This window comes from Peptoclostridium acidaminophilum DSM 3953 (genome assembly GCF_000597865.1).
Classification (GTDB): domain Bacteria; phylum Bacillota; class Clostridia; order Peptostreptococcales; family Peptostreptococcaceae; genus Peptoclostridium_A; species Peptoclostridium_A acidaminophilum.
The window spans coordinates 1564025-1587708 of record NZ_CP007452.1 but is presented as its reverse complement, the minus strand read 5'-3'; the positions used below and the strand labels follow the sequence as shown (position 1 = coordinate 1587708).

Sequence of the window (23684 nt, the reverse complement as noted above, 5' to 3'; positions counted from 1 at the left end):
AGGGAGAAAATGGGTTATGAATAACTACATTCTTAGAGTGACATCAAAAGATAAAAACATAAGAGGTTTTTTCGCGGTAACCACAGGGCTTGCTGAAAAGGCCAGGACCATACATAACACGACACCTGTTGCAACTGCAGCCTTAGGCAGAGCCATAACTGCAGGAAGCATAATGGGGCTTATGATTAAGGGTGAAAACGACAAGCTCACTCTGCAGCTGAAGGGAGGAGGACCAGCCGGCGCGATAGTTGTAGTGTCGAATTCGCAGGGGATAGTCAAAGCCTATATCGAGAATCCCGGCGTTGAAGTTCCGCTCAGAGAGGATGGAAAACTCAATGTCGGAGCGGCTATAGGTACGGACGGCAAGATAAATGTAATAATAGACATGGGACTCAAGGAGCCATACGTCGGCCAGTACGGCCTTGTAAGCGGAGAAATAGGTGAGGACCTGGCACACTATTTTACATTCTCGGAGCAGACACCGTCGGCTGTTGCGCTCGGAGTTCTAATAGACAAGGATTACTCGGTTAAGGCTGCAGGCGGATTCATTGTACAGCCACTTCCGGACGCAGCGGAGGAAAGCATAGCAAGGCTTGAAGAGAACATTTCCGGCATGAAGCCGATTACGGCGCTAATAGAAGAAGGCAAGACTCCCGAGGACATAATGAATATTGTGCTTGAAGGTTTCGAACCGGAAGTGCTGGAAAAATACGAAGTGGACTATGTATGCGACTGCAGCAGGGAAAAATTCGAAAAGGCGCTTATCACGATAGGCAAAGAGGAACTTGAAAAAATACTTCGTGAGGATGGGGCTGCCGAGCTGGTATGCCATTTTTGCAATACAAAGTATAATTTCAGCGGAGAAGAGCTTCAAAAAATTATAGACATGATCTAGAAGGTGGAGTCGAATTGGAGCATGTTAGATTTGAAATTATAACGCAGGACAAGATAGGCATGACACTTGCGATTCTAAGCAAGCTCTATGAAAAAAGGATTAATCTGCATTCGCTTGAGGTATTTCCCAAAAGGATATGCATAAAGCTGCAGAAGATGAATATCAGCGACAAGGAAGGCTTAAAGCGTGAGTTGCTCTCGATGGAAGGCGTTATAAGCATAGACGATATAGAGCTCCTTTCATACGAGGAGAACGAAAAGAAGCTGCTTGAAATAATAGATTCAGTTTCTGTGGGTGACAAATACGGTTTTTGGGAGGTCGTGGGAGGCAGCATAGCCATAGAGAGGGTCAAGAAGATAGCAGCCACTGTTGCCAAGGGGAATTCTACGATACTCCTGCGCGGTGAGAGCGGCACTGGCAAGGAGATATTTGCAAGGGGAATACACAGGCTAAGCGAGAGGAGAGACCGCGAATTTTTGGCCATAAACTGCGCCGCACTGCCAGAGAGCCTGCTTGAAAGCGAGCTTTTCGGATACGAAAAGGGAAGCTTTACAGGAGCACTCCAGACAGGTAAGGACGGCCTTTTTACAAAGGCAAACGATGGGACTATTTTTCTGGATGAAATAGGCGAGCTCTCCATGAGCCTTCAGGCCAAGCTCTTAAGGGTACTGCAGGAGGGGAAAATCAGAAGAGTCGGCGGAACGAGCGAAGAAAGCGTCGATGTAAGGATAATTGCCGCCACCAACAAGAACCTCGAGGAAATGATAAAGAGCAATCAGTTCAGGGAGGATCTGTATTACAGGCTCAACGTAATCCCAATATTCATACCTCCACTCAGGGAGAGGAAAGAGGACATAAGCCTCCTGGTCAGATTCTTCATAGAAAAGCTCAATGAGAGCATGAAAAAAAAGGTGGAGGGCTACGAAGCGGGCTTTCTAAACGGACTCATGGAATACGACTGGCCGGGCAATGTAAGAGAGCTTGAAAATGTTGTCGAGAGGGCCATGAATCTTTGCGAAGGGAAGCTGCTAAAGACGGACCACCTGATAATAGACTTCAACAAGGACATTTCAAGAGTGGAACGCTCAATACTTCTCGATGAAGATCTTTCGCTTGATGAAATAGTCGCGATATGCGAAAAACAGGCGATAGCGGAGGCGCTCAAAAAGAGCGGCAGCATCAGGAAGGCCGCAAAGAAGCTGGGTGTTTCGCACACCACGATAATGAACAAGGTTAAAAAATACAATATACATTGGCAATAATTTTTTACGCATGTAAATTATTATTGCCACACCAGAGTGGAAACGGCAACTTTAGTTGCCGTTTTTTTAGTGCTTTGATAAAGCCATAGATTTAAAAATAAAAAAGTATTTTTTCGATACATGAAAACGTTGTCACATCAAGCGTGAAAAGGATCTGCAATTTTTAGAAAAAAACTGCGAATGGGGCGTAATTTGGCACGCATATTGCTAATAACATATCATAAGATTGTTTTTTTATGATTAGTATTTTGCTTTTTGAGTATCATTACATTATACACAAAAAAATATTCAATATATCAGGAGGGCATCATGAACAGAGAAGACATGGCTAAAATGGGTTTTGGAACAAAAGCAATACATGGCGGACATCATAAGGATATAGTTTCAGGAGCGCTCGCGACACCTATATACCAGACTGCAACTTTTGCTTTTGACTCGGCAGAGCAGGGCGGAAGAAGATTTGCTCTTGAAGAATGCGGCTATATATATTCAAGGCTGGGAAATCCTACAAACACACAACTTGAAGAGAAGCTTGCATTGCTGGAGGGAACTGAAGCAGCAATGTCTACGGCTTCAGGAATGGGAGCTATATCTGCAGCCCTGTGGACTGCGCTAAAGGCCGGAGACCATATGGTTGCCGACGAAACTCTATACGGATGTACACATGCCCTTCTAAGCCACGGCATGACAAGATTTGGAGTTGAAGTTGAATTTGTGGATGCTTCAGATCCTGAAAATGTAAGGAATGCAATGAAGGAGAACACAAAGGTCGTATATCTTGAAACACCGGCAAACCCTACACTTAAAATTGTGGACATAGCGGCCATATCAGAAATAGCACATGAAGTTGAAGGCTGCATGGTAATGGTTGACAACACATTCTGCACACCATACCTTCAAAGACCTATAGAGTTTGGCGCCGACGTGGTGCTTCACTCGGCGACTAAATACCTCAACGGACACGGAGATGTAATAGCCGGATTTGCAGCTGGAAAGCAGGAATTCATAGACCAGGTCAGGTTCTTTGGAGTAAAGGATATGACAGGAGCTGTGCTAAGTCCGTTTGATGCATATCTTGTAATAAGAGGTATGAAGACGCTTGAGATAAGAATGGAAAGACACTGCAGCAACGCAATGGAGGTTGCAAAATTCCTCGAGTCTCATCCTGCGATAGACAAGGTTTACTACCCGGGCCTTGAAAGCTTCCCGCAAAAGGCGCTTGCAGAAAAGCAGATGAAGCTTCCTGGAGCAATGATAGCATTTGAGCTTAAGGGCGGAGTTGAAGAAGGAAGAACGCTTATGAACAGCGTAGAGCTTTGCACGCTTGCAGTTAGCCTGGGAGATGCCGAGACACTGATTCAGCATCCGGCTTCAATGACGCACTCTCCATATGAGCCGGAAGAAAGATTAAAGGCCGGCATAACAGATGGACTTGTAAGACTTTCTATTGGCCTTGAGAATCCGGGAGACATAATAGCAGACCTTAAAAAGTCGCTTGACAAGCTTGTATAACAAAATGTAATTTATGATCCCCGCCAACAGGCAAAGTTGGCGGGGATTTTATTTTATTTTCATGGGCTGAGCAGGCTAAATCAGTGCTTTTTCTGATATAATTAGATATAGGGAAAACGCTTTGCAGAGTATATGCCTTGGGAAATACAGGGACTGGTGCGAAGTTATTAGACCTGGTTATTATGAATGATTGGAAGAGGCTGATTGAAATGAACATGAATTTTAAATTAAATATAGAGCAGTCACAGAAGCTTGTTATAAGCCAGCAACTCAAGCAGTCGCTTCAGATTCTGAACATGACGCTTCAGGAGCTTGAGGTTGAGATACTCAAGGAAAGTCTTGAAAATCCGGTTCTCGAGGTTGAGGAAAAAAGAGACGACATTGACTGGGAAAAATTCATAGAGCATGTCTCCAGCGGGAAAAGCGACGAAACATATACGGCCTATTCAAACGACGAGGACAGATACAGCATGGAAAACTTCGTGGGCTACGAGGCAGGCATGTACGAGTATCTCAAAGGCCAGGCAGGGTGCATGCTTAAGAATGAAGCTGAAATGGGCATAGCGCTTGAGATAATAAATTCGCTTGATGAAAGAGGCTATCTGCCGGAGAGCACTGAGGAAATAGCCACGAGGCTTGGAGTTCCTGAGGAAAAAGTGATGGACATGCTCGTTATAGTCCAGAGTCTGGATCCCGCCGGAATCGGCGCTAGAAGCCTTTCTGAATGCCTTGTTTTGCAGCTTCATGAAAACGGTATAATAGATGATAGGCTTGAAAACATAATAAACAGCGACCTTGAGATGCTGTCCATGAAAAAGCACAGGGAGCTATGCAAAAAATACAAGATTGACATTGATACGCTAAGATACTACATCGAAATAATAAGGACGCTCGAACCCATGCCCGGCAGAGTATTCTCCAACGAAAGGGCAACCTATGTAACACCTGATGTCATAGTTGAAAAAGTGGATGGTGATTTCGAGGTGTACCTCAACGAATACAGCACACCCAGGATAAGAATAAACGACTATTATAAGAGTCTGCTTAAAAGCGCCGGAGACGATGCCGCAAAGGAATATATTAAGCAAAAGCTGGGATCTGCCGCAAACCTTATAAGGAACATTGAAAGCAGAAAATCAACTATACTTGGGATATCAATGGAGATACTCAAAAGGCAGCGCGCTTTTTTTGAAAAGGGCGTAAACCATCTAAAACCAATGATAATGAAAGATATTGCGCAGGAGCTTGGTTTTCATGAGTCGACTGTGAGCAGGGCGGTAAATGGCAAGTACATGCTCACTCCACATGGATTATTCGAGCTGAGGTTCTTTTTCAGCGGATCGCCTTCCTGCGATGACATTGCCGCCAACAGCATTAAAAACATACTGAGAGAGATTATAGATAAAGAGGACAAAAAAAAGCCCCTCAGCGACCAAGCCATATGCAAGCTGCTTGAAAACAAGGGTATAGATATATCAAGAAGGACTGTAGCCAAATACAGAGATGAGCTGGGAATACTCTCTTCATCGCAACGAAAGCAGGCGTGATGCAATATAGATGATATTATGTACAAAATACAAACAAATTGAAAAAGTTGTATAGCTGATATAGAATAATATATATATTATTTGCATATACCGTATGTCATATTTCAAATATAAAAGATGCACATTTGGGTATTTTTAAAAAATGAGAGGAGAGATAGAATGCTTAACAAGAAGACTGTGGAAGATGTAGAGGTCAAAGGCAAGAAGGTTCTTGTAAGATGTGACTTTAACGTGCCGCTTTCCGACGGTAAAATAACTGACGAGAGCAGGCTGGTTGGAGCGCTTCCTACCATAAAATATCTTATAGAAAACGGAGCCAAGGTGATTCTTTGCTCGCATCTTGGAAAGCCAAAAGGTGAGCCTAAAAAGGAACTGTCCCTAAGGCCTGTTGCTGCTAGACTTTCTGAGCTGCTTGGTAAAGACGTCACTTTTGCAGCCGACGATACCGTGGTTGGAGAAAATGCAAAAAAAGCTGTCGAAGCCATGCTCGAAGGGGACGTGGTTCTTCTTGAAAACACAAGATACAGAAAAGAAGAGACAAAAAACGAAGACGAGTTTTCAAAGGAGCTCGCATCGCTTGCACAGGTTTTCGTAAACGACGCTTTCGGAGCCGTACATAGGGCGCACTGCTCGACTGCTGGCGTAACAAAATTCATGGAGACGAGTGTATGCGGCTATCTTATACAAAAGGAGCTCAAGTTCCTCGGCGAAGCCGTTGAAAAGCCGCAAAGACCATTCCTTGCAATACTTGGAGGAGCCAAGGTTTCCGACAAGCTCAACGTAATTGGCAACCTGCTCGAAAAGGTGGATTCGCTTATAATAGGCGGGGGCATGGCGTACACATTCCTCAAGGCTCAGGGACACGAAATCGGAAATTCTCTGCTTGAAGAGGACAAGGTTGAGTATGTAAAGGAAATGATAAAAAAGGCAGAGGATAAAGGCGTCAAGCTGCTCGTACCGGTGGATTTTAGAGTGGCAGACAAGTTTGCAGAGGACGAGAAGGCCCAGATATTTGAGGGAGATGTGCCAGAGGGCAAGATTGCGCTTGACATTGGACCTAAAACAGAAGAAATGTTTGAGGCTGCCATAAAAGAATCCAAGACTATAGTATGGAATGGACCGATGGGGGTATTTGAATTCGAGGAGTTTGCGCACGGAACTCTAAGGGTTGCCAAAGCAATGGCAGATGTAGATGCGGTTACTGTAATAGGCGGAGGAGACAGCGCGGCAGCTGTCAATATAATGGGTTTTGGAGACAAGATGACTCATATTTCAACGGGAGGCGGAGCTTCGCTTGAGTTCCTTGAAGGCAAGGAGCTTCCAGGCATAGCAGCGCTTGACGAAAAATAGGAGGGAAAAAATGAGAAACCCGATAATAGCAGGAAACTGGAAAATGCATAAGACAATAGCCGAAGCAAAGGCTTTCATAAGCGAGATACAAGGTGAGATAAAGGGGACGGACGTAGAGGTTGTCCTGTGCGCTCCGTTTACTCTCCTTAGGGATATGAAACTTGCATCAGAAGGCACAAATATAAAACTCGGCGCTCAGAACATGCATTTTGAGGAAAAGGGCGCCTATACAGGAGAAGTGTCGGTGCTTCACCTCAAGGAGATCGGCATCGACTATGTGATAATTGGCCACTCTGAAAGAAGGCAGTACTTTGGAGAGACAGACGAAAGCGTAAACAGGAAGCTGCTTAAGGCCATAGGGCACGGCATAAGGCCGATACTGTGCGTGGGAGAAACGCTCGAGGAAAGAGAGGCCGGAAGCACAAAGGACAAGGTGAAACTTCAGGTGGAGAAAGCCTTTGTCGGGGTGCCAGGGGAAAGCGCCGCTGATGTCGTTGTAGCATATGAGCCAATATGGGCCATAGGTACGGGCCGCTCGGCAACCAGCTCGGATGCCAACGAGGTGATCGAATACATAAGAAGCATAGTAGAAGACCTGTATTCAAGTGAGGTTTCAGAGAAAGTGAGAATACAGTATGGGGGCAGTGTAAATCCGGACAATGTAGAGCAGATAATGAATGAAGCTGACATAGACGGAGCGCTTGTTGGTGGAGCGAGCCTTGAACCATCAAGCTTTCTGGAACTAGTGAATTTTTAAGGGGGTGATCGCATTTGAATAAGACTGTAGCCCTTTTCATACTTGACGGATTCGGCATAGGCAATGGAGATTGCGGTAATGCAGTAATGAAGGCTAAGATGCCCAATTACAAAAGATATATAGAAAACTATCCCCACACAGATATAGGAGCCAGCGGCATGGAGGTGGGGCTTCCGGAAGGTCAGATGGGCAACTCCGAAGTTGGCCACTTGAACATAGGCGCGGGCAGAATAGTATACCAGGAACTTACAAGGATAACCAAGGAAATTGAAGAAGGTGCTTTTTTTGAAAACAAGGCCTTCATAGAGGCGATTGAAAGCGCAAAGAAAAAAGGCGGTAAGGTGCACTTGATGGGCCTTCTTTCAGACGGCGGAGTGCACAGCCATATCGACCACCTCAAAGGGCTTTTGAGGCTCTGCAGGGACAAGGGGATGCAGGCGGTTTATGTTCATGCATTTTTGGATGGAAGGGACACCCCTCCGCAGAGTGCCTTAGGTTATATCGAAGAGCTCGAAGAATACATGCAGAGCATAGAAACCGGCAGGATTGCCACTGTATCGGGCAGATACTATGCCATGGACAGGGACAACAGGTGGGAGAGAGTCAAAAAGGCGTACGATGCCCTTGCAAGCGGCATTGGCGAAACAGCAAAAAGCGCCAGGGAAGCAGTTGAGAATTCATATGCGCAGGGCAAGCATGACGAATTTGTTTTGCCTACGGCAGTGATTGAAGATGGCAAGTCTGTCGCAAAGATAGAAGACGGCGATTCGATAATATTTTTCAACTTCAGGCCGGATAGAGCCAGGGAGCTTACAAGAGCTCTAGTGGATAAGGAGTTTGGCGGTTTTGAAAGAATAAAGCCCGAAGTTTTTTTCGTATGCATGACACGCTACGATGCCACAATAGATGGTGTGACGGTTGCATATGAGCCGCAGAGCCTCAGCAATACGTTGGGTGAATACCTGAGCCTTAATGGGAAAAGCCAGCTTAGGATGGCAGAAACTGAAAAATATGCTCACGTGACTTTCTTTTTTAACGGAGGAAAGGAAGAACCTTATGCTGGAGAGGACAGGAAGCTGATTCCTTCGCCAAAGGTTGCAACGTATGATCTTCAGCCTGAGATGTCTGCATTTGAGGTTGCCGGCGAGTTTGAGAAGATGCTGGACTTAAAAGATTATGACTTTGCAGTGCTTAATTTTGCAAACCCGGATATGGTGGGACATACGGGCAATATGTGCGCAGTAATAAAGGCTCTTGAAGCTGTAGACAAATGTCTTGGAATAGTAGTTGAAAAGGTGCTTTCAAAAGGCGGGTCCGCCATAATAACAGCGGACCACGGAAACTCGGAATATATGGTGGATCAGCAGACGGGGCAGCCTTTTACGGCCCACACAACAAACAGGGTGCCGTTAATACTCGTAAACGGAGAGCAGACAAGGCTCAGAAGCGGCGGAAGGCTTTGCGACATTGCACCTACAGTCCTTGATCTGCTTGGTATGCAAAAGCCTGCTGAAATGACAGGCATAAGTCTTATTGAAAAAATAAATCCAAATAAATAGGAGGAATACTATGTTTATTGAAGAGGTTTACGCCAGAGAGATTCTTGATTCAAGAGGAAATCCTACTGTTGAGGTTGAAGTAGTGCTTGAATGCGGAGCAGTTGGAAGAGCAGCAGTGCCATCAGGTGCATCTACAGGTGCTTTCGAGGCTGTCGAGCTTAGAGATGGAGACAAGTCAAGATACCTTGGAAAAGGAGTATTAAAAGCAGTAGATAATGTAAATGATATAATAGCAGACGAGCTTGTAGGCATGAACGCACTTGACCAGGTGGGAATTGATACAACGCTAATAGAGCTCGACGGTACGCCAAACAAGTCTAAGCTTGGTGCTAATGCCATTCTTGGAGTGTCAATGGCTGTAGCCAAGGCAGCAGCTGAAGGTATTGGACTTCCGCTGTTCCAATATCTTGGAGGAGTTAACGCCAAGAAGCTTCCTGTGCCTATGATGAACATTATAAATGGAGGAGCGCACGCTGACAACAACGTGGATCTTCAGGAATTCATGATAATGCCTGTTGGCGCTGAGACGTTCCAGGAAGCCCTGAGAATGTGTACAGAGGTATATCATGCGCTTAAAAACACACTTAAGGCAAAGGGCTACAACACTGCAATAGGCGACGAAGGCGGTTTTGCACCTGACCTTAAGTCCAATGAAGAGGCAATACAGGTAATAATAGAAGCTATAGCTGCTGCAGGCTACAGAGCCGGCGAAGACATAAAGCTTGCAATGGATCCAGCTGCAACAGAGATATACAAGGATGGCAAATACCATCTTGAGGGCGAAGGCAGAATACTCAGCTCGGCAGAAATGGTGGAATTCTATGAAAATCTTGTAAACAAGTATCCTATAATATCTATAGAAGATGCTCTGGCAGAGGATGACTGGGACGGCTGGAAACTTCTTACTGAAAGACTTGGTGACAGGGTTCAGCTAGTGGGTGACGATCTTTTTGTAACTAACACTGAAAGACTTGAAAAGGGGATAAAAATGGGTGTGGCGAATGCAATACTCATAAAGCTAAACCAGATAGGAACTATTACAGAAACTCTTGATGCAATAGAAATGGCCAAGACTGCGGGATACACAGCCGTTATATCACACCGCTCCGGCGAGACTGAAGACACTACAATAGCAGACCTTGTTGTAGGAATAAACACAGGACAGATAAAAACAGGTGCTCCTGCAAGAACTGACAGGGTTGCAAAATACAACCAGCTCATGAGGATAGAGGAATTGATAGGAGATGTTGCACAGTACCCTGGCATGGACGCATTCTATAATGTTAAAAATAAGTAAAATATAAATAGTTTTGCACTGAAAAATTCATGGCCCATGCGGAGCGTTGCATGGGCCGTGAATTCGCTATTTTAGAACAATTTCAGCAACTATAGGTTTCTCTTGATTTATTAAAACCTGCATGTTAAAATAGGATTGTTGATTTTAGGTAGGAGGTGGGTATATGAAAACGTTTCTTATGGTAATAATGCTTATAGTTAGTCTTGTGCTTATAGCTAGCGTACTTTTGCAGTCAGGAAAAAGCGCTGGTCTTTCAGGCTCTATAGCCGGCGGTGCAGAGCAGGTTATGGGAACAAAGGCAAGAGGGCTAGATGCTACATTCTCAAAGATTACTTCGGTTTGCGCAATACTGTTCATAGCTATAGCATTGGCTCTAGTGGCTATACAATAGAAATTTTCAGTGGTTATAATTAGATGCATCTAAAAATTATAAAGAATAAAATAAGGAGGAGATAGTGGAAATGAATTATTTCATACTGGCACCAATCATCGGACTTATAGCATTATTTTTCGCATTTACGCTTGCAAACAAAATTAACGCTGTAGAAGTCGGAACAGAAAGAATGAAGGAGATATCTTCGTACATATCAGAAGGAGCGATGGCGTTTCTTACAAGAGAGTACAGGACGCTTGTAGTATTCGTAGCTGCACTTTTTGTCATCCTTGGAGTAGGAATAGACTGGCTTACGGCTATGTGTTTTCTTGTAGGAGCGAGCTTCTCGACTCTTGCAGGCTTCTTTGGAATGAAGGTTGCAACTAAGGCTAACGTAAGAACAGCCAATGCAGCAATGGAAGGCGGCATGAACAAGGCTCTTAGCATAGCATTCTCCGGCGGAGCTGTAATGGGTATGGCGGTTGTTGGTCTTGGAATTTTGGGACTTGGCGGACTGTATGTTGTGTTTTCTGCAATGGGCATGGAACCATCAGTTATCGCTACAACTCTTACAGGATTCGGACTTGGTGCATCGTCACTTGCGCTTTTTGGCCGTGTTGGCGGTGGTATATACACTAAGGCTGCAGACGTTGGTGCAGACCTTGTTGGTAAGGTAGAGGCAGGAATACCTGAAGACGATCCAAGAAACCCTGCAGTTATAGCTGACAACGTTGGTGACAATGTTGGAGACGTTGCAGGTATGGGCGCTGACCTTTTCGAGTCTTATGTTGGTTCTATAATATCTGCAATAACACTTGGTATAATAGTATACGGAATAAACGGAGCTGCATTCCCTCTTGCCCTTGCCGGACTTGGAATACTGGCTTCTATAATAGGAACATTCTTTGTAAAGGGCGACGAGAATTCAGACCCGCACAAGGCACTTAAGATGGGTACTTACGTAGCATCAGGAATTACTGTGGTAGCTGCTTTCCTTCTTTCAAATCAGCTGCTTGGAAATCTTAGCGGATTCTGGGCTGTAGTAATAGGCCTTGTAGTAGGTACTGTAGTAGGTCAGATTACAGAGGTTTACACTTCTGGAGAGTATAAATCAGTTCAAAAGATAGCGCAGCAGTCAGAAACTGGACCGGCTACAACTATAATATCGGGACTTGCTGTAGGTATGACTTCGACAGCTTGGCCTATAATAGTAATATCAATAGGTATACTGGGCGCATACATTGTTGCGGGACTTTACGGCATAGCTCTTGCTGCAGTCGGAATGCTTGCAACTGCAGGTATGGTTATAGCAGTTGACGCGTACGGCCCAATAGCAGACAATGCAGGCGGTATCGCAGAAATGTGCGGTCTTCCAAAGGAAGTAAGAGCAATAACTGACAAGCTTGATGCAGTTGGAAACACTACTGCAGCTATAGGTAAAGGCTTTGCAATAGGTTCGGCGGCTCTTACTGCTCTTGCTCTATTCGCATCATACACGCAAGCTGCTCAGCTTAGCGGAATAGATCTTACAAACCCATTTGTTATAGCGGGTATGCTAATAGGCGGAATGCTTCCATTCCTTTTCTCTGCAATAACTATGGAGGCTGTTGGTAAAGCGGCATTCCAGATGATAGAAGAGGTTAGAAGACAGTTCAAGGAAATACCTGGAATAATGGAAGGAACAGGAAAGCCTGACTACGCTACATGCGTTGACATATCTACAACTGCGGCTCTTAGGGAAATGCAGATTCCAGGGCTTCTAGCTGTGCTTTCTCCACTTGCGACTGGACTCCTTCTTGGACCAGACGCTCTTGGCGGACTGCTTGCAGGAGCGCTTGTAACGGGCGTGCTTATGGCTATAATGATGGCTAATGCCGGTGGAGCCTGGGACAACGCTAAAAAATACATCGAGTCAGGACACCACGGCGGCAAAGGAAGCGAGCCTCACAAGGCAGCTGTAGTTGGCGACACAGTAGGTGACCCGTTCAAGGATACTTCAGGACCATCTATAAACATACTAATAAAGCTTATGACAATAGTATCGCTAGTATTTGCTCCGCTATTCGTTCAGTACGGTGGTATTCTTACTAAAATGCTTGGCCAATAAAAGAATTTCAAAGAGCTTCTCAATATTGAGAAGCTCTTTTCTTGTTTTGCGGCAGCCAATTATGTGAATAAATATATATAGCTATAGGCATAGCAAAGAACGATGATATTCATGGGAGGACAAAATAATGGAAAAAATATTGAAAGACAAGCTGCTGGGACTCATAAAGGAAGAGGCTTACATCCCGCTGTCGGCCAGAGAGCTTGCAGACATATTCGACATACACGATTCTGAAAGGCCAATGTTCTACGAGAAGCTTGATGAAATGGTCAACGAGGGCTACCTTTACAGGACAAAAAAGAAAAAGTATGGTCTTCCTCAGAAGATGAATCTGTTTGTGGGAAGACTCGAAGTTACGCAAAGGGGATTTGGATTTATAGTATCAGAAGAGGAGAATCTTGAGGATCTTTTTGTACCTGCCAACGGACTAAACGGCGCGCTTCATGGTGACAAGGTAACAGCCCGTATAACAAAATGCGCTGCAGAGGGCAAGAGATCTGAAGGCGAGATAATCAAGGTCATCGAAAGAGGCTACTCCACAATAGTGGGCACCTTCGAGGCCAGTGCAAAGTACGGGTTTGTCGTGCCGGACGAAAAGAAGTTCAACATGGACATATACGTGGCAAAGGGCGACGAGATGAAGGCCAAGAATGGCGACAAGGTCGTATGCAAGATAACAAAATGGCCTGAGAGGGGAAGAAGCCCCGAGGGTGAGATAGTCGAGATACTCGGTAAAAAAGGGATTCCTGAGGTTGAGGTGCTTTCGATAATAAGGCAGCACGGCGTACCCGAGGAGTTCCCGAAAAAAGTGCTGAAAGAGGCCGAATCAATTGATGAGGCAGTTGTTCAGAGTGAAATAGCAAAGAGAGTAGACCTCAGAGGGAAAACAATAGTTACAATAGACGGCGCCGATGCAAAGGACCTTGACGATGCAGTGTCCGTGGAGCTTCTTCCAAACGGCAACCACTTGCTTGGAGTTCATATCGCGGACGTGTCGCACTATGTAGTTGAGAACTCAAAGATTGACAGGGAAGCTCTAAAGAGGGGAACGTCTGTATATTTTGCAGATAGAGTGATACCAATGCTGCCGCAAAAGCTTTCAAACGGCGTGTGCAGCCTTAATCCGAATGTGAACAGACTGACACTTTCGGTGTCCATGGAGATAGACAAGGAGGGCAGCGTAGTAAAGCATGAGATATACGAATCTGTAATAAAGTCGCAGGCAAGACTCGTATACGAGGACATATCTGACATACTTGAAAAACCGGGCGAAGAAGGCACCAGGCCGCTTGAAGAGAAGTACTCGCATCTCCTTGAGGATTTCAAAAGGATGGAGCAGCTCGCCAGAATATTAATGAAAAAAAGGGAAAAAAGGGGAGCGATAGACTTTGACTTCCCGGAAGCAAAGATAATATTCGATGAGAAGGGTGAGGTTTCTGACGTTAAAAAATACGACAGAAGGATTTCAAACAGAATTATAGAAGAATTCATGCTAGTGTGCAACGAGACTGTCGCGGAGGAATTTTTCTGGCTTGCGATACCATTCGTCTATAGGATACACGAAACTCCGGACCTGGAAAAGATGCATGACTTCAACAGATTCATAGCTGCATACGGCTACCACATAAAGGGAGATCTTGAGTCTGTGCATCCAAAGGCCCTTCAGGAGCTGGTTCACGAGATCAGGGGCAAGGACGAGGAGCTTGCAGTGAGCATGATAATGCTAAGATCGCTCAAGCAGGCAAGATACGCACCTGCCTGCAGCGGCCACTTCGGACTTGCAGCAAAATACTATTCGCACTTTACTTCCCCTATAAGGAGATACCCTGACCTGCAGATACACAGGATTATAAAGGAATTCTTAAACGGTGGAATAAAGCAGAACAGGATAGAAGAGTTAAAGGGTATTGTGGCAAAAGCATCCGAACAGTCATCGCTAAGAGAAAGGGAGGCTGACGAGGCTGAAAGAGAGGTAGATGACCTTAAAAAGGCTGAATACATGAGCCACAGGATTGGCGAGGAATATCCGGGCTTCATATCGGGAGTCACTTCCTTTGGAATATTCGTGCAGCTCGACAACACAGTAGAAGGATTAGTGAGGCTTTCTTCTATGGACGACGACTACTATATATTCGACAGTGAAAAATACATGGTTGTGGGAGAACGCACCAAGAAGATATTCAGAATTGGGGAAAAGGTAAGAGTGAGGGTGGAAAGCGTTAATATGGATTTCAAGGAAATTGAGTTTGCAATGGCTAAGTAAAAAGGTTGCGCAACAGATAAATGCCTGCTATAATCCTATTATACCCATGAGGGGTATGAAAAATTAAAACGGGGGAATGAAAATGAGCGCTATAAAAAATGTGACTTCGGCGGAAGCCAAGAAGCTGCTTGATACAGAAAAAGACCTGCTCGTTATAGACGTAAGATCTGAAGGCGAATATCTGGGCGGCCACATACCAGGAGCTGTACACATGCCTATTACGGAAATGGTTCAAAAGGCAGACGAGCTGAAGAGTATGAGCGATAAGCCGGTGCTTCTATATTGTTTGTCAGGGAATAGAAGCCCAAAACCAGCCATGCTGCTAGAAAAGATAGGATTCTCAAAGGTGTACCATCTTGCATGCGGAATTTCAGACTGGCCTTATGAAATAGATGACGAAATATAATATTAAAAACTCATTTAAGCTTTAAGTAAAAAGCCCTTGAATTGTAAAATAGTGAAATTCAAGGGCTTTATTTTACGAAAATATGTTCGACCATTATGTAAAAAAATTGAAAAAATCATTAGACTATTTTATGGCGGTATGCTATAATCATAGATGAAGATAGATATGGAAATTATTCGTAATACTAGTCACAACAGTGTCTCTATGCAAGAGGTGAAATCAATGGCAGGCGGCAAGAAAATATTGGCTACAAACAAAAAGGCAAGACATGACTACTTCATCGAGGAAACCTATGAGTGCGGAATCGAGCTTAAGGGCACTGAAGTAAAGTCGATAAGAGCCGGCAGGATAAACCTCAAGGAAGGGTATGCATCCGTAGAAGGAGGAGAGGTTTTCCTCAGGCAGGTGCACATAAGTCCTTACGAGCAGGGCAATATTTTCAACGTGGATCCGGTAAGAGTCAGAAAGCTGCTGCTCCACAAATATGAAATCAGAAAGCTTATAGGGACTATAAAGGAAAAAGGTTACGCGCTGGTACCTTTGTCGGTCTATCTTGTTAATGGAAAGGTCAAGGTAGAAATCGGTTTGGCAAAAGGTAAGAAGCTCTATGATAAGAGGGAAGACCTGGCAAAGAAGGATGCGCAAAGAAGGATACAAAGGGAGCTTTCAGAAAGGCACAAATAACCCGGGGATGTAATGGTTTCGACGGGGGTTTGGAGTCTAGAGTAGCGAGTCATGTTTACTCTGGTTCATGTTAAAAAATCGGGGGATAAATATAATCGCAAACGATAATTACGCTTTAGCAGCCTAGTAGCTGCTCGTCCTGCTCAGCCTCCCGCGAGCTAAGTTAGGGCGTCAACTCAGCGGGGCACTGCCTACCGGGATGTCTCGACCGGTAAGCGGAACAACTGGGGCTGGCCAGACCAATATCCTGTTGCTGGGAGATAGGGATGGCGAGATTCAAAGCAGCAACTACACTCGTAGAAGCTTTAGGTAAAGAGCTTTCGGACAGGGGTTCGACTCCCCTCATCTCCACCAATAACTCAAATTGTATCCTTGTAAAGCATAAAATACAGAAAAAGGTCAAATGACCTTTTTTTTGTTTTGGCACAGCTTTTATTATGCCCGTGTGCCGAGATATTTTCTTCATTAAGAAATGAAAAATCGACTGTGCTCTGTTTATAAGTAGCATAGTCGATTTTTTATTTTTAAAATTATATTTTGTTTTATTGCATCAAGAAATACATTCCCACTATTGCAAGAAGTGACAGACACGCACAAATTATTGAATCGGTTCTTTCTTTTGCATCATTCCACTGGATTGACATTTTTAAATTCCCCCTTCAAGAATATTTTAGAAGCTTCAAACTAAGTTTTAAACAACGTTCAATAATTTTACATCTAAAATATATATACCTAAAGAATTAACTTTGAAACATGGCATTTATAAAAAATTCCAATGAAATATGATTTTTAGTCCAAAACTCTAGAGACTTATAATTTTTGTGATTTGCTTGAGGAAAACGCAAGCAATGAGTTAGAATTGAGTTAGAATTATTCATATGAATTAAAAATGAGCTGGAGGTTTTTATGGATACAAAAATATTCAAAGGTTACATGCTTGTATCAGATATGGATGGAACGCTAATAGACAGCAAAGGCACAATATCAGCTAAAAATATAAGCGCCATAAACAGGTTCATAGAAATGGGCGGAATGTTTACTATCGCTACCGGAAGGACTGTAGATTCTGTAAAAAGGTACATTGACCTTCTTCCTTTGCAGCTGCCGTTTGTAATATACAACGGCTCGAAAATTTATGATTTTTCAAATGAGAAAACTCTCTATGAAACGTTCCTCGAGGAGCGCATAAAGGACATGATAGTAAAGCTTGCTGATCATGAGAGCTCGCTTGGAATAGAGGTTTACTGTGACGAGAAGATATTCATATACAGGAAGTGCATATTTACAGGTAGACTTGAGCAAAAGGGGTATAAAATATATTATGAGGTGCCTGCACATGCTTGGGACAGAAACTGGACCAAGATACTAATAATAGGAGAGCAACTCCAGATAGACCATATCGAGAGGACCTTCAAAGCCATGTTTGGTGATTGCAACCTCATAAGGAGCAGCGAAAACTATCTTGAGATTCTGCCCGAAGGAGTATCGAAAGGATCAGGACTAGAAAAGCTGTGTGGCATGGTTGGGGCAAGCATGAAAAATGTGATTGCAGTGGGCGACAACATGAATGACTATGAAATGATAGCGAGGTCGGGTTATGGATTTTGTGTAGCCAACGGATATAGAAAGCTGCTGGATATGGCACAATACAAGTGTCCTTCGAATGACGAGCATGCGATCGAATATGTTGTGAACTGGGCGCAGAGCAATCTTATATTGAAAAAGTAGAGCAACATCCCAAAGGCGTCAGCTTGGACAGTTCGAAGATAAAACTGAAGGATAGGAGATTGCAATAGTTCGAGGATATGTAGACAAAAATCGACAAAAGTGTCAATGTATACTTATGAGGTGATGGGTATATGAGTAAACACTATAAACCAAGTGAATTTGCAGAATTAATAAATGTCTCGGTTAAGACACTATAAAGTCGGGACAACGAAGGTGTACTAAAAGCATCCAGGACACCTACAAACAGAAGATATTATACCTATGAGCAATATCTTCTGTACGAAGGGTTAAAGGCGACAGATGTCGAAAGGAAAACTGTTCTGTATGCCCGAGTTTCAACATCCAATCAAAAAGACGATTTGAAAAATCAAGTACAATTTCTTAGGGACTATGCAAATGCAAGCGGCATTATTTTAGATGAAGTTATCGAGGACTACGGGAGTGGGCTGAATTATAATCGCAAAAAATGGAATAAACTAATTGATGAATGTATGACAAACGAAATAGAATCCATCATCATAACCCATAAAGACAGGTTTGTAAGATTTGGATACGATTGGTTTGAAAGGTTTTTAAGCAAATTTGATGTCAAGCTAATCGTCGTCAATAATGAAAGTCTGTCCCCGCAAGAAGAGCTAGTCCAAGATATAATTTCGATATTGCATGTATTTGGCTTTAGAATATATGGTCTGAGAAAGTACAAGAAAAAAATCAGAGAGGATGAAGAAATTGAAAAGAGCCTACAAGATAGAAATTAAGCCAACTGCAGAGCAGAAGGTTAAAATCCATCAGACCATTGGTGTATGCAGGTTTATCTATAATTTCTACATCGCACATAACAAGCAGGTTTACGAAGCCGAGAAGCGCTTCGTCTCGGGTATGGACTTTTCTAAATGGATCAACAACGAGTTTATTCCGAGCAATCCAGACCATGCGTGGATTAAAGGTGTGTCGTCAAAGGCCGTAAAGCAAGCCATTATGAACGGCGATAAGGCTTTCACAAAATTTTTCAAGGGCGAAGCCGGCTTTCCGAAGTTCAAGAAGAAAAACAAGCAGCTGGTGAAAGCTTATTTACCCAAGAACAACAAGACGGACTGGACTCTTGAAAGGCACAGGGTTAAGATTCCTACGCTGGGCTGGATGAGACTCAAGGAGTTTGGCTACATACCGGCAGAATCAATAGTCACAAGTGGCACAGTGTCCCAAAAGGCTGACAGATACTATGTGTCGATACTTGTGGAGGAAGATACACCCATCAATTGTTCAAAACCATATACCGAAGGAATAGGCGTTGATTTGGGGCTGAAGGATTTTGCGGTCTACTCAAATGGGATCGTGAAGAAAAACATCAACAAGACCGCAAGGGTCAAAAAGCTTGAAAAAAAGCTAAGGCGTGAGCAACGCAGGCTTTCGAGGAAATACGAGGGTCTGAAAAAACTAAAAAAATCTGAAAAAGGAGATGCTACCAGGCGAAATATCCAAAAACAGATAACCAAGGTGCAAAAGCTTCATCAAAGAATAGCTAGCATAAGAACCGATTACATAAACAAGACGGTCTATGAGATTGTAAAGCAAAAACCAAGCTTTATAACAATCGAAGACCTTAATGTAAGCGGCATGATGAAGAACAGGCATTTAGCCAAAGCTGTGCAAAAGCAGAAGTTCCATGAGTTCAAGACTAAGCTGGTCTCCAAGGCGAGCATCTACGGCATAGAAATGAGAATCGTGGACAGGTGGTATCCATCGTCAAAGACTTGCAGCGAGTGCGGAGCACACAAGAAGGACTTGAAGCTTTCCGAGCGGACATACAAGTGTGCCTGCGGACTCGTCATGGACAGAGACTTGAATGCTTCAATTAATTTGGCTAATGCGAAAGAATATAAGATAGCCTAACTAAAACAGGCACTTATATATGTACCGAGGGCTATCTCGGGAATTTACGACTGTGGAGAGCTATACCAAACCGTAGTAGACAGATTGAATAGCAATCGTCAAGGCGGGGTTCGTTGAAGCAGTAAAAATCTCGATATGGGTATATTTGTCCATATTTCGAGTAGCAGGGCTGTCAATGAAGAGGATTTTATTGCTTAGCTTAATGTTTGTGGTTTTCGTGTTCTCGGGGCTGGTGAGTGCGCAGGAAATCAGTGTTGTAATCGACAACAAAAAGGTGGAGTTCGATGTCAAGCCGGTGATAGAAAACGGAAGAACCTTGGTGCCTTTCAGAAAGCTTTTCGAGGAGCTCGGCCTTAAGGTTGACTGGAACGAGAGTCAAAGAACCGCATCAGCCTATAGTGAGGATTCGTCTGCAACCGTAAAGATAGGCGGAAAGTATGCCTATGTCAACGGCAGAATCGTGGAGCTTGACATATTGCCAAAAATTGTAAGCAGTAGGACTCTTGTACCTTTACGCTTCATTTCAGAAGCTTTTGGAAGTAATGTCACATGGGACAATGAAAAGCGCATTGTAAATATAAAGACAGGTGAAAAACCTGTTTCGCAGGCAGACGAGCTGCCGATAGTAGGCAGCTACGAAAAACTGGTTTCGCTGCTTGAGTATTCGGAAAAGTATGCTGGAAGCTATGGCGGTATCAGGGAGGCTATGCCTTCGACTGGAGTCATGGACAACGCGGCGGAGGCTGAAAGCAAATCGCAGAGCGCAGACTATTCCTCGACAAATCTCCAGGTTGAGGGAGTCGACGAGTCTGACATAGTAAAGACGGATGGAAGCTATATTTATGAGTACAGAAAAGGAAGCGTTTCAATAGTAAGGGCTTTGGCAGGAAAGCTTTCGCTTGCGGCGGAGATAAAGCTTGATGATACATACGCCTCTAATGAGCTGTACCTATATAAGGACAAGCTGATAGTCATAGGAAGCTCGGCCGATGTGAGGATAATGGAAGGCGACGCAAAATCAAGCATTTGGCCTGGCCCTGCAACCTCTGTTAAAATCAAACTATACGACATTTCGGACAAAACATCTCCAAAGCTTGCAAGAGATATACAAATAGACGGAAGCTATGTGGCATCGAGAGTCACAGGCGGCAGCCTCTACATCGTGGCAAGCAAGAACATCCATACAATACTAAAGGGTGAAAGGGATGACATGATACCGTCAGCATATGACAGTGCCGCTGGCGGGACTGTGAAAGTTCCATACGAGCAAATAAGGTATTTCCCGGACAGTCCGGATGCCAATTATCTTGTCACAGCGGGCATAGACCTTGACGACATGGCAAAGAAGGCAAACATCTCGGCGTATCTTGGCTCGGGACAAAACATTTATTGCTCCAGGGAAAATCTTTATGTAGCCGCTACAAGATTCACCTACGACTATGAAGCAAAGATTGATGAGAGAGAGACTTATTATCCTGTATACAAGGTGAATACAGAAGCGTATAAGTTCGCACTTGGGAATGCCAAACTGGAATACGTGGCTAAAGGCTCAGTTCCGGGGACTGTGCTTAACCAGTTCTCGATGGACGAATATAATGGCTTTTTCAGGATTGCCACGACATCTGGCGAAGCTTGGAGAACATACGAGAATACCTCAAAAAACAACATATATGTGCTTGATTCATCAATGAAAACTGTGGGAAGGCTAGAAGGGCTGGCTCCAACGGAGAGGATATATTCGGCAAGGTTCATGGGAGATAGGGCTTATATGGTGACGTTCAGGCAGGTAGATCCCTTCTATGCCGTGGATATGTCCAGCCCTGAGAGTCCAAAGGTGCTCGGATACCTTAAGATACCGGGCTTTAGCGACTATCTGCATCCGTATGATGAAAACCACATAATAGGCTTTGGCAAGGAGACGGAAATGACTAAAAACGGCCTTGTTACAAAGGGGATGAAGATAGGGCTCATTGATGTCAGCGATGTTGCAAATCCTGTAGAAAAATACAAAGTGATAATAGGAGACAGCGGGACATATTCGGAGCTGCTTGACAATCACAAGGCGCTTTTGTTCTCGAAGGAAAAATCACTCATGGCTCTTCCTGTAACGGTAATGAGCAAGTCATCTGATGGGGTTGTAAGATTCGCATACCAGGGAGCGTACGCATATACACTTGACATGCAAAAAGGTTTCAGCCTCAGGGGGAGGGCTACGCATCTTTCACAGGAGGATTATGCCAAGGCGGGAGACTACTGGTATGAAAGTGACAAAAACATAAGAAGGATAATATATATTGGTGATTATGTTTATACAATTTCAAACAGCCAGATCAAATCACACGACATCGCGGACTTGTCAGTTATAGACAGCATAAGTTTCGAGAATAAATAAATACGAATAAGCCGGGCATCGATTCTTTCGATAATGTGCTCGGCTTATTACACTTGAGGCTGAATGCATGCGGCTTCAACGCAATGCGGGATTTGAAAAATAGCAGACTATAGTAAAATGACAACAATTAATGTTCGATTATATATAAAGATATGTTATAATAGCATTTGGTTTGAAAAAAATCATATGATATTATCAGTGGAGGTATGGAATTGGAAAAAAGTAAGGATCTCATTTACCAGCTGGACGGAAAACCGCCGCTTACAACAGCAATACCACTTGGACTTCAGCATGTGCTGGCAATGTTTGTTGGAAATATAACTCCTATAATAATAATTTCAGGCGTGCTTAACCTTTCTGTTGCAGAAAAGTCATTCCTGATACAGTGCGCCATGTTTGTAGCTGGCATAGTTTCGCTAGTGCAGTGCTATCCTATAGGCCCTGTGGGAGCAAGGCTGCCGATAATAATGGGGACAAGTTTTGGATTTTTGCCTGTATGCATTGCTATAGGCATGAAGTATGGACTTCCGGGGGTGCTAGGAGCTGTTTTTGCAGGAGGCATATTTCAGCTTTTTATAGGATTAGGCATTAAATACATAAGAAAATACTTTCCGCCGCTTGTAACAGGGATTGTGCTGCTTGCCATAGGTCTTTCGCTTATAGGAACTGGTATGAAATACTTTGCCGGAGGAGTCGGTGCAGAAGATTTCGGATCTGTTCAGAATCTAATGCTAGGCACTGTTGTGCTAGCAACGCTCCTATTCTTCAAGCAGTTTACAAAAGGAATGACGAGCATGTCGGCTGTTCTGATAGCGCTTATAGTTGGCTACATTGTTGCGATTCCAATGGGTAAAATAAACTTTGAAGCTGTTGCAAATGCGCACTGGTTTGCTGTGCCTGTACCTTTAAAGTTTGGCATGGAATTCTATTTGGACGCTATGCTTTCGATGTTTGTAATGAATGTTATATCTACAGTTGAAACGGTTGGGAATACTTGTGGCATCGTGTCAGGAGGAATTGGAGGAAGATGTGCTACAGACAGAGAGGTGTCTGGAGCAGTCATAGCAGACGGACTGGGAACTTCGTTTGCGGCGCTGTTCAACGTACTTCCCAATACATCATATGGCCAGAATGTGGGAATAATAACAATGACGGGAGTTATAAACAGATTTGCCGTCGCCATGGGAGCAATGTTCCTGCTGCTGGCCGGCTTTTTCCCAAAACTCGGTGCAATTGTGGCTGTAATGCCGCCTAGCGTACTTGGAGGGGCTGCTGTTGTAATGTTCAGCATGATGGTTGTAAGCGGCATTAATCAGGTTACTGAAGAGCCTCTGCGAGGAAAAAATGGAACCATACTCGCCGTGTCGCTGGGACTTGGACTTGGTTTCAGCCTTGTTCCGGAGGCATCCAAGCATTTTCCTCACATGCTAAAGATGCTTTTTGAAGGCTCTGGTGTTGCAGTAGCAACTTTTGTTGCGATACTCCTTAACATCATTCTCCCGGATGATGCAGATACATTACTGAAAAAAAAGCATGAGGCCGAGAAGGAGTGCAAAGATAATATTTGTCAAAGCTGATCGTATAAAGCTATAATATAACTATGGATGAATTCATTTGGAATATTCATATAAGAATTCCCGCTATAAATACGTTGTACCG

At 43.9% G+C, this 23684-nt stretch carries 17 protein-coding genes, 1 other RNA gene and 1 pseudogene; all 19 read left to right on the top strand.

Features of this window, described 5'->3' with window-relative positions:
- Positions 1-16 precede the first annotated feature (16 nt).
- Entirely contained in the window at positions 17-895 is an 879-nt protein-coding gene (hslO, locus tag EAL2_RS07885) for an Hsp33 family molecular chaperone HslO (RefSeq protein ID WP_025435859.1), read from the top strand.
- Between the two features lie 14 nt (positions 896-909).
- Positions 910-2157: a sigma 54-interacting transcriptional regulator gene (locus tag EAL2_RS07880; protein WP_025435858.1), complete on the top strand. Its 1248-nt coding sequence runs from the start codon at positions 910-912 to the stop codon at positions 2155-2157.
- 309 nt (positions 2158-2466) lie between these two features.
- Positions 2467-3669 carry a methionine gamma-lyase gene (gene megL / locus EAL2_RS07875; RefSeq protein WP_025435857.1) on the top strand — a complete coding sequence of 401 codons (1203 nt, stop codon included), beginning with the start codon at positions 2467-2469 and terminating at the stop codon, positions 3667-3669.
- Between the two features lie 215 nt (positions 3670-3884).
- A complete protein-coding gene (gene rpoN, locus EAL2_RS07870; RefSeq protein WP_051489207.1) occupies positions 3885-5216 on the top strand; it encodes an RNA polymerase factor sigma-54 in 1332 nt (443 codons plus the stop codon).
- Between the two features lie 159 nt (positions 5217-5375).
- On the top strand, positions 5376-6566 hold the full coding sequence (locus EAL2_RS07865) for a phosphoglycerate kinase (RefSeq protein ID WP_025435855.1): 1191 nt from the start codon (positions 5376-5378) through the stop codon (positions 6564-6566).
- A gap of 10 nt (positions 6567-6576) precedes the next feature.
- Positions 6577-7323, top strand: a complete 747-nt coding sequence (gene tpiA / locus EAL2_RS07860; RefSeq protein ID WP_025435854.1) for a triose-phosphate isomerase — start codon at positions 6577-6579, stop codon at positions 7321-7323.
- Positions 7324-7337: 14 nt separating this feature from the next.
- On the top strand, positions 7338-8882 hold the full coding sequence (gpmI, locus tag EAL2_RS07855; RefSeq protein WP_025435853.1) for a 2,3-bisphosphoglycerate-independent phosphoglycerate mutase: 1545 nt from the start codon (positions 7338-7340) through the stop codon (positions 8880-8882).
- 10 nt (positions 8883-8892) lie between these two features.
- Positions 8893-10179 carry a phosphopyruvate hydratase gene (gene eno / locus EAL2_RS07850; protein WP_025435852.1) on the top strand — a complete coding sequence of 429 codons (1287 nt, stop codon included), beginning with the start codon at positions 8893-8895 and terminating at the stop codon, positions 10177-10179.
- A gap of 163 nt (positions 10180-10342) precedes the next feature.
- Entirely contained in the window at positions 10343-10570 is a 228-nt protein-coding gene (secG, locus tag EAL2_RS07845) for a preprotein translocase subunit SecG (RefSeq protein ID WP_025435851.1), read from the top strand.
- Positions 10571-10640: 70 nt separating this feature from the next.
- Complete coding sequence (locus tag EAL2_RS07840; protein ID WP_025435850.1) at positions 10641-12659, top strand: sodium-translocating pyrophosphatase; 2019 nt, start codon at positions 10641-10643, stop codon at positions 12657-12659.
- A gap of 127 nt (positions 12660-12786) precedes the next feature.
- Complete coding sequence (rnr, locus tag EAL2_RS07835) at positions 12787-14922, top strand: ribonuclease R (protein ID WP_025435849.1); 2136 nt, start codon at positions 12787-12789, stop codon at positions 14920-14922.
- A gap of 82 nt (positions 14923-15004) precedes the next feature.
- Complete coding sequence (locus EAL2_RS07830; protein ID WP_025435848.1) at positions 15005-15328, top strand: rhodanese-like domain-containing protein; 324 nt, start codon at positions 15005-15007, stop codon at positions 15326-15328.
- A gap of 204 nt (positions 15329-15532) precedes the next feature.
- A complete protein-coding gene (gene smpB, locus EAL2_RS07825) occupies positions 15533-16012 on the top strand; it encodes an SsrA-binding protein SmpB (protein WP_096325243.1) in 480 nt (159 codons plus the stop codon).
- Between the two features lie 3 nt (positions 16013-16015).
- Positions 16016-16366: a transfer-messenger RNA gene (gene ssrA / locus EAL2_RS15060) on the top strand.
- Positions 16367-16918: 552 nt separating this feature from the next.
- A complete protein-coding gene (locus tag EAL2_RS07820) occupies positions 16919-17740 on the top strand; it encodes a Cof-type HAD-IIB family hydrolase (protein ID WP_025435846.1) in 822 nt (273 codons plus the stop codon).
- A 131-nt stretch (positions 17741-17871) separates the two neighbouring features.
- Positions 17872-18498 (top strand): annotated as a pseudogene (locus EAL2_RS07815) (IS607 family transposase).
- Positions 18461-19633: an RNA-guided endonuclease InsQ/TnpB family protein gene (locus tag EAL2_RS07810; RefSeq protein WP_201770164.1), complete on the top strand. Its 1173-nt coding sequence runs from the start codon at positions 18461-18463 to the stop codon at positions 19631-19633. The pseudogene EAL2_RS07815 and the gene EAL2_RS07810 overlap by 38 nt, the downstream one beginning before the upstream one ends.
- Positions 19634-19808: 175 nt before the next feature.
- A complete protein-coding gene (locus tag EAL2_RS07805) occupies positions 19809-22025 on the top strand; it encodes a beta-propeller domain-containing protein (protein ID WP_025435844.1) in 2217 nt (738 codons plus the stop codon).
- A 212-nt stretch (positions 22026-22237) separates the two neighbouring features.
- Positions 22238-23602, top strand: a complete 1365-nt coding sequence (locus EAL2_RS07800; protein ID WP_025435843.1) for a uracil-xanthine permease family protein — start codon at positions 22238-22240, stop codon at positions 23600-23602.
- Positions 23603-23684 lie beyond the last annotated feature (82 nt).